The sequence below is a fragment of the Yersinia sp. LJYL362 genome (genome assembly GCF_048323875.1).
In genome coordinates this window covers 1-8,512 of the sequence record NZ_JBLWEX010000018.1, presented here as the reverse complement: position 1 = coordinate 8,512, position 8,512 = coordinate 1, and the positions used below count along the sequence as shown (strand labels likewise).

The following is an 8,512-nucleotide window of genomic DNA, read 5'->3' as shown; positions in this document are numbered from 1 at the left end:
TATTGGCCCCCATCAGTAGCAGTTCAAAAGTGGCGCGTTGGGTGAAATGCAACTTACCGGGTGTCAGCATAAAGAACATCACCCACAGGCATAGCGCACAGGCGAGCAAAAACAGTGGTAATGCCCCCGGCCCTCGGCTGTATACCCGCACCAGATTGGAGTAACCGGCCCAGGTAAATGCCGCAATCAGCGCCAAACTGTAAGCCAATGGATTACTGCTAACATTGGCACTGAGCACTTTTATATCCAGCCCATTCCCGCCACTGACCACCCAAATCACGCCAAACAAGGCCAGAGCCGCGCCCGGCCAGAGCCACCACCGTGCACAGAGTTTAAGTAACGGCACCGCCAATAACAGCGTCAGGCTCGGCCACAGGTAATTGATCAGACCTATCTCCAGTGTCTGCTGGCGATCATTCGCCATACCGATGGCTAAGGCAAAAGCCACCATATACACCACAAATAGCAAACCACAGCCGTATAGATAAGCCGGATGTTGCCCGCGTACGGTCGGTTTACCCGCCACCAACCACACCAAAATACCACTGACGGTGTAAATGGCAGCACCCGCGCCAAATGGTCCTAACGTTTCAGATAACCCACGCGTCAAGGCGACACTCATGCTCCAAAGCAGGATTGCAATAATGCCATACAGGGTCGGAAGGCGGTTCATGAGAGGGGCATCATCCTTGTGCGATATCAGACTGAGAAAATAGGATCTTCTTATACATTGCCGGTCAGGGCGATGGGAATAGTGGGAGATCAATTATTGCTTAATTACGCCATATATCCTGAACTGTTTTATTTCATCGAGATCAGTGCTTTCTGATGATCTACTAATAAGTTTTAGTTTAATAAACAATAAATTAATAAATAAACTCAGCCAAACTACGATAAAAACCCGCCTCTAAAGCGGTTAAAATACGAGCTATTCCTGAGTTGTCTCTTTGATTGACGGAATAAAGGATACCCGGCAGAAGTGATAGCACTCTGCGACTGCTTCAGTGCACATACCAGGACGGTGATGTTATGGCAGAATTCAGTAATTTACGGACGCGAATCGCCAGTTGGCTTCTGATTTATCTTACCGCAGTACAACCTCTTCATCCGGCTCTTGCTGCCGGTATTCAAGCAGATAACCACCAAACTAAAGTTCATACTCGCGGCCAAATTCCAGTCGTCGATATTGTTGCCCCTAATGCAGCAGGGATCTCCCATAACCGCTATCGCGATTTTAATGTAGCCACTGCGGGAGCGGTACTGAATAACGCCACAACTTCCGGAAACTCAGTGCTGGCGGGGCAATTGGCTGCCAACCGTAATTTTTATGAAGGTAATAGTGCAAAATTAATCATTAATGAGGTGATAGGCCGCGATTACTCAGAGCTGACCGGCACGCTGGAAGTTTTCGGCCCGAAAGCAGATGTGATTATTGCTAACCCAAATGGTTTGTACTGCAATGGCTGCAATTTTAGCAATGCCAGTGGCATCACTTTAACCACCGGCAGGCCGGTATTCAATTCTCAGGGTGAACTGGATAGCCTAACTGTTACCGCAGACAGAGCTATTGCTGTGGGGCCCAGAGGGTTTAATGCCCTTAATCAGAACAATACGGCAATCATCAGTCGTGGGTTAAAACTTCACGGTGAAATCCGTGCCAAGCAGCTTGATGTGATACTGGGTACCCATCGGGTTGGCTATCAAAACGGTGATATTCAGCCACTGCAACCAATAGAGTTAAAACCCATAATAGCATTAGATACTAAAGAGTTGGGCGGTATGTATGCTAACAGTATTCGCTTAATATCAACGGAAAAAACGAACACGGTTAATGCTAAAAATATCGACAGTCATAAAGGTGATATTAGGTTTGATGTCGCCGGTGATCTTAATTTAGGCAATATAACAGCGAAAAATAATCTGAATATTACCAGCAAGAAGACCACCCTTGCCAAGGGCGACAAATTGCTCAGTGGGCGTGATATTACACTGGTAAATACTGAATTTAATAATTTAGGTCAGGTAACAGCAGAGGGCGATCTGCGTATCTTTAGTGATCAAGTGCGTAATGGCGGTCACCAAGCACAGATTATTGCTAATAATAATATGTGGATACAAAAAGATGCTGATGGGAATAAAAACACTCTGGTTGAAAATAAGTCAGGAACTATTAAAACAAAAAATGGTGACTTAATTATTCGCACCGAAAAACTGGATAATAGTCGTCAGATATTTAATGCCGGATGGCAGGAGCTTGAACCGGATTCTCGCGAGATGAGTTTTCTTGAACCGGGCAATTCTCACCGAACAATTCAACAGATGCCAGAAGATAGCAACTTGGGCGAAATACCTAAGAAGTGGTTCGGTACCGTGAATTTTGATCGCCTTAATACAGAAAGTCTTGATTTTATTTTTACAGTAAACTCAGCGCGAAGCCATTATAAAACAACGGCAATATCACCCGCCGCCACTCTATATTCAGGTGGTAATGTTTATATTAATGCCACTTTACTTAATAATCATTTTAGTAATATTGAAGCTAAAAAAGATATTTTTCTGACTGGGGATGATTTCTTCAATACCAGCACCACACTGGGTACGAAGAATATATTTAACAAGTCACTGGTTGAAATTGTGGGTGATGGTGAATACTATGCGGCAGGTCTTACAGAGTACCCTGAACAGTCTCAATGGCAGAATACCATACAGCATCATGGTATAATTAAGTCAGAAGGTAATTTGGTTGTTGATTTTAAAGGAAATATAACCTTACGAAATCAGACTCCTGCTTATAGTAGCTCTTTCGATGAAAGTGTCATTGGAAGTGAAAATCAAGCGACGTTACAAGCCAATAATATTGTGCTTCATGCTAATAATGTTATTAGTAATGCTGTGGTGCAGGCACAGGGGGATGTGACGGTTATTGCCGATAATACTGTTGATTTGTCTCATGCTCTTATAACAGGGAAGAATGTTGCTATAACGGCATTAAATAATATTAATTCATCCTACAGTGGGATTGGAGGGCAGGACATTACTTTACTCAGCCGTCAGGGTAGTGTGCAATTCAATTCTCCTGTCAGTCCTCGTTATTTTTTGCCCAATGGCCTGCGCCCTGTTAATCAATTAAATGCCACAGGGGATCTGACCATTATTGCTGGGCTGAATATTCGTCTATTCGATACCTTACTGCACGGTGCTAAAAGTATAACCATGACGGCTAATAACAATATTGAATTGGCAAATACTGATACACCGTTACAACAACACAGAATAAACACCATCCTAACATCGCTGCAAAAGCAGGAATTATTTAATCGGGCATTCCTGATGACAAGTTATCTGAAAGACAGTGACAATATTACCCTTACCGCAGGTAAAAATCTTGTTCTGCAAGGAATAACTCTGGAGTCAGAACAAGATATCAATTTGCATGCGGCTCACGACATTCTGCTAAATAAACGAGAATTGGCAGCGGAGTTTAATCCGTATTTTCCCGCTTCGCGCACTCCTGAACTGAGTGCTCAGATAAACGCCAAAGGCAATTTATTAATCAATGCCGGTCGCGATGTTTTGGCCCATGCTAGTCATATTGCCTCTGACAATAATATCACCTTGCTGGCTGGCCGAAATATCCAACTGGCGGCACAACTCTATACCGGCGAAGGCCAGCGGCAGGAAAAGCATGTGGTCACTCAGTTGCAGGCGGGGAAAGAGCTGCATGCAGTGGCAAGTGATCAACTTCTTGCCTATGGCGCAGAATTAACCTCCGCTGGCGATATGACATTAACCTCGGGCGGCGATATGCGCTTTGAATCGGTGTTGAATGAGAGCCATTACGGCGGTGGCGATAATTCCAGCTACAGAAAACTCCAGCAATCCACTCAACTCAACAGCGGCGGTGCGCTAACGTTAATTTCAAACGGCAGCATGTTGTTTCAGGCCACGCAACTTGCCGCCAAAAAAGTGATGGATATCGCCGCCAAAGGCGGTTATCTGTTCGCGCAAGCAATGGAAGAAACCAGCCATTCGGAGCAGCACTGGCAGACCCGCAAGTGGTGGGGGCGCAAAAAATCACACCACAATGTGCATCATGTTGCCACCAACAAAGTCACTGAGTTTACCGCTGAGGGTGATATCAGTTTACTCAGCCGCGATGACAGCACCTATCAGGCCAGCAAAATTGCTGCCGGTCAGAACGCCAAACTGACCAGCACCCACGGCAAAGTGATATTTGAAGCGGTCAAAGACATCACTTTTCAGCAGAAAACCACGCTATCGAAAGGCTTCTACATCAAAAATACCGACAAGGGGTATCTGGATGAAAAATGGGTGTTACCGACTATCCAAACCGGCGGTGAATTAACCGTTGATGCCGCGCAGGGTATCCGTGCTGATGTAAAAGTGAAAAATGGTGAGTCATTACGCAGTGCTATTACTGCATTGAGTCAGACCCCCGGTAATGAATGGCTTAACGATTTGAATCTGCGCGATGATGTGCAGTGGCAAAAAGTTATGGATGCCTACCACAGTTGGAATCACAAAAATGAGCAACTGAACCCTGTAGTGGCGGTAGTAATAGCGATTGCAATAGCAGCAGCTACGGCGGGTTCGGGGCTGGTGGTCGCTGCCGGAGCGGCGGCTGGTGGTGGGGTGGCAGGTGGTGCGGTTTCCGCTGGAATGTCGGCACTGGCATCGCAGGCCGCAGTGTCTTTGATGAATAACAAAGGCGATATCTCCAAAACCTTCAAAGAGTTGGGGAGTAAATCGTCGGTCAAATCGCTGGTGACCTCAATGGCCGTCGGGGGTGCTTTATCTGGGTTCGATGCTGCGATCGGGGGCGATAGTGCGGCTAAAGGTGCTAAAACGGCGAGCACCACCAGTGCCAGATTACCGCAGCTTAGTCATGGCGACTGGAGCAAGGTCGCCCAACGGGTGGCTGGTCAGTCGATTATCAGTTCCAGCCTAAACACCGCCATTAATGGCGGCAGTTTTAAAGATAATCTGGCCACGGCATTACTAACCAGTGTGGGTTCCCAGTTACATGCTGAGGGCGCTCATTTAATCGGCGATAATGGCGCAGTCTTAGGTGTGTCGGGCAAAGCCTTGAGCCATGCGCTGGTTGCTGGGGTTGCGGCTGAAATCGGTGGTGGTAATGCGAAAGGTGCCGCCGCCGGAGCACTGGCCGCCGAGCTGGCCGGTGTGGTGATGGGGGATAATCTCATCGGGCCACAGCAATGGCAGGAGGAAGCTGAGCGGCAGGCTCAGATTACCCGATTCTTCGGTGGCGTGGCCGGTGCGGTATTTACCGGTAAAGCGGAAGGTGCATACAGCGGAGCCAGCGCTGCCGAAACAACGTTTCGTTACAATTACCTCAGTCACCATCAACAAAAACTGATGGAAGCGGAAATGGCTGCTGCCAAAACGCTGGCAGATAAAGGTAGTGTTTTTATTCATTGGGGAATAACCAGCGCTACACAAGATGGTGCTTTTGCAGCAGGTATTGTTGCGGGTGTACCGGAAGGAGTGCATGACAGTGCAATAGGGTTGCTGGGAGCGCTGAAAGAGCCTAAGCAAACCTTTATGGCACTGAAAGAGCTGATTAACAGTGATGATGTGCTGGGGACGGTGGCGCGAAGTGTTAAGCAGGACTGGCTATCGCGCATTGACAGAATGGAGGCACACTACCAACAAGCGGGTACCAAGGGGGCATTTGATTCAGGGAGAGAAGCAGGTAAGCTGTTGGTTGAGTATGGCGGTTATGCAGCCGGTGCAGGTGCTTTGGCAAAAGGCAGCACTCGCCTTGCCATTAAACAGATTGAGAAGTTCAGGCTGCCAAAGATTGCAACGGTAAACCAGTCAGCAACTGGCATTAAATGGGGCCAAGGTATTAGTCAGCAAGGTATGCCGTGGGAAAATTATGTGGGAACACAGCTTCCGGCAAATACACGATTACCCAAGAATTTTAAAACATTTGATTACTATAATCCTATTAGTCGAACTGCCATCAGTGTAAAAACCCTGGATACCACTACTGCCGCCAGAGTGGCAAATCCAACGCAAATCTACAGTTCGCTAAAAGGGAATATAGATGCAGTCGCGAAGTTTGATACGCATACTCTTTCTGGTATGAATTTGAATCCATCGCTGATTGCTAGTAGAGAAGTCCAATTAGCCGTACCTTTTAATACAACCAAAGCACAATGGACAGAAATAAATCGAGCAATCGAGTATGGAAAAAATCACGGCGTAAAAGTCGCAGTAACACAGGTGAAATGATGAAATTTAACCAAGGGCAGGATTATTGTGCTAGTTGCTTTTGCAACAATAACTTCTTGAATATTAATACAGATTCTGGACTTGGTTTGATGAGGATAGATCCACTCTTCCCCCCCCATCTATTACCACCAGATGCCGATGATAAAAGTATTGGTGAGGCTGTTTTTATTGCGTTATCAAACAGCCGGACATTATCGCTCGAAGAGTATTCTGATTTTTTTAATCTTGAAAAAAGCCAAGAGCAATATGCTGCCTGGGTAGCGATGTTGATGGAGAAATACGGTTATAAAACCAAACGGGCATTATTTAAGGGCATGAAAAACTGTTCTATTCATTGCATCAATGGCGTTATTACGATCTTACCTACCCGCCATGAGAAACTGGAGGCTTGGGGAGGTACGGGGCGCGGTGGGAATGATAAGGTGATTCTGTCCGTCAATAGCTCACCTGCTGAAATCGGTGCTGCATTGCGATTAGCCCTTAGTCGCTGTAAAGGCTGATATTTCTCTCTTATTTACCTAACTACCTTAATCAAAAATCCCGGCCAAAAACCGGGATTTAAGCTTGATATTCTCTACTCGACATCACACTTCTGGCACATTGCGGCCATAGTAGATTTCCTGCATTTCTTTATACAGCAGGCGGGTAATGCGTTCTCTCTCTTCCGCGCTTAGCTCTTCTGGCTTGGCGTTGAACAGATAATGCTTCAAATCAAAATCTTTCAGCATCATTTTGGTATGGAAGATATTTTCTTGATAAACATTCACATCCATCATGTGATACAGCGAGTTCATATTGTCAGACATAAAGTTCTGAATTGAGTTGATTTTATGATCGATGAAATGTTTTACCCCGTTGATATCACGGGTAAAACCACGCACCCGATAATCCATGGTGACAATATCAGATTCCAACTGGTGAATAAGATAATTCAGTGCTTTCAGCGGTGAAATGACGCCACAGGTCGAGACTTCAATATCGGCACGGAAAGTACACAACCCTGCTTCAGGGTGACTTTCCGGATAGGTATGGACGCAGATATGGCTCTTATCCAAATGGGCGACAACGGCACTTGGCAGCGGGCCTGGATGCTCGGAGTTATCAACATCGCGTGGATCGACCGGCTCTTCACTGACCAAAATGGTGACACTGGCACCCTGAGGGTCGTAATCCTGACGCGCGATATTCAAAATATTTGCACCAATGATCGAGCAGGTTTCTGTCAAGATCTCGGTCAAGCGATTGGCATTATACTGTTCGTCAATGTAGGCGATATAGCCATCGCGATCGTCTGCGGTTTCGGCATAACAAATATCGTAAATACAAAAACTCAGGCTTTTAGTCAGGTTGTTGAAGCCGTGCAGTTTAAGCTTGGACAATTTAGTTCACCTCCTTACGGATTATCAACGTTTGGCCGTTAAGGCATTCAGTAGATACTGCGGCAAGGCAAAGCTGCCGACATGAATGGCTGGGTTATAGTAGCGGCAGGTCAGATCCGCTTCGACAAAACGCTGTTGTAGCGTGGTGATATCCAACTGACGCAACTGTGGGTTTTGTGTTGCCCAGGCGAAAGTCATGATACCGCCGTAATAGGTTGGAATAGCAGCCTGATAAAAACTGACATCTTTAAAATAGTGGCTAAGCTTTTTATGGCTATCAACCGCTTCATCTTGTTGCAGGAAGCACACGCCGTTTTGTGCTACAAAGATGCCGCCTTCATTCAAGCTACGGGCACATCCTTCATAGAAAGCCGACGTGAACAGGCTTTCCCCTGGCCCAATGGGGTCAGTACAGTCAGAGATAATGACATCGAACTTTTCAGTTGTTTGATTAACGAAGTTGACGCCATCATCAATAACCAGCTTGAAACGGGGGTCATCATAGGCGCCTGCGCTATGATTGGGCAGATACTGGCGGCAGAACTCGACGACACCGGCGTCAATTTCTACCATGGTAATCTGTTCGATATTCTTGTGGCGGCTGACTTCACGTAGCATCGCGCCATCACCGCCACCGATGATAAGCACTTTCTTTGCCTGACCGTGGGCCAACAAAGGGACGTGCGTCATCATTTCGTGATAGATAAATTCATCGCGCTCGGTGGTTTGCACCACGCCATCCAACGCCATTACCCGACCCAGCACAGGGTTCTCAAAAATCACCAAATCCTGGTGCTCGGTTTTCTCGCGGTACAGTACATTTTCTACTGAAAAATACTGGCCGAAGTTGGCAT

Annotated in this window: 5 protein-coding genes; 2 read left to right on the top strand and 3 right to left on the bottom strand. The window is 46.5% G+C overall.

Translation table 11 applies throughout. The features are described 5' to 3' along the window. The coding region (gene yddG / locus ACNSO8_RS00735; RefSeq protein WP_418393530.1) for an aromatic amino acid DMT transporter YddG at nucleotides 1-673 on the bottom strand (673 nt) is incomplete at its 3' end. A gap of 356 nt (nucleotides 674-1,029) precedes the next feature. On the opposite strand from yddG, the gene ACNSO8_RS00730 reads away from it, so the two are divergent. Both ACNSO8_RS00730 and ACNSO8_RS00725 read left to right on the top strand, forming a co-directional pair. Continuing rightward, complete coding sequence (locus ACNSO8_RS00730) at nucleotides 1,030-6,279, top strand: DUF637 domain-containing protein (RefSeq protein WP_418393529.1); 5,250 nt, start codon at nucleotides 1,030-1,032, stop codon at nucleotides 6,277-6,279. Next, nucleotides 6,279-6,779: a contact-dependent growth inhibition system immunity protein gene (locus ACNSO8_RS00725; protein WP_418393528.1), complete on the top strand. Its 501-nt coding sequence runs from the start codon at nucleotides 6,279-6,281 to the stop codon at nucleotides 6,777-6,779. Before ACNSO8_RS00730 ends, ACNSO8_RS00725 begins: the two co-directional genes overlap by 1 nt. Before the next feature lie 84 nt (nucleotides 6,780-6,863). Here ACNSO8_RS00725 and speD read toward each other — a convergent pair whose 3' ends face one another. After that, nucleotides 6,864-7,658, bottom strand: coding sequence for an adenosylmethionine decarboxylase (gene speD, locus ACNSO8_RS00720; protein ID WP_418393527.1), 795 nt, complete (start codon nucleotides 7,656-7,658; stop codon nucleotides 6,864-6,866). Between the two features lie 24 nt (nucleotides 7,659-7,682). Further along, nucleotides 7,683-8,512, bottom strand: an 830-nt coding sequence (gene speE, locus ACNSO8_RS00715) for a polyamine aminopropyltransferase (protein ID WP_418393526.1), incomplete at its 5' end; no start/stop codon positions are given.

Excerpts from the sequence above, each read along its gene's own strand:
- ACNSO8_RS00730 (WP_418393529.1), top strand. The coding sequence starts at position 1,030 with ATGGCAGAATTCAGTAATTTACGGACGCGAATCGCCAGTTGGCTTCTG.
- ACNSO8_RS00725 (WP_418393528.1), top strand. The coding sequence starts at position 6,279 with ATGAAATTTAACCAAGGGCAGGATTATTGTGCTAGTTGCTTTTGCAAC.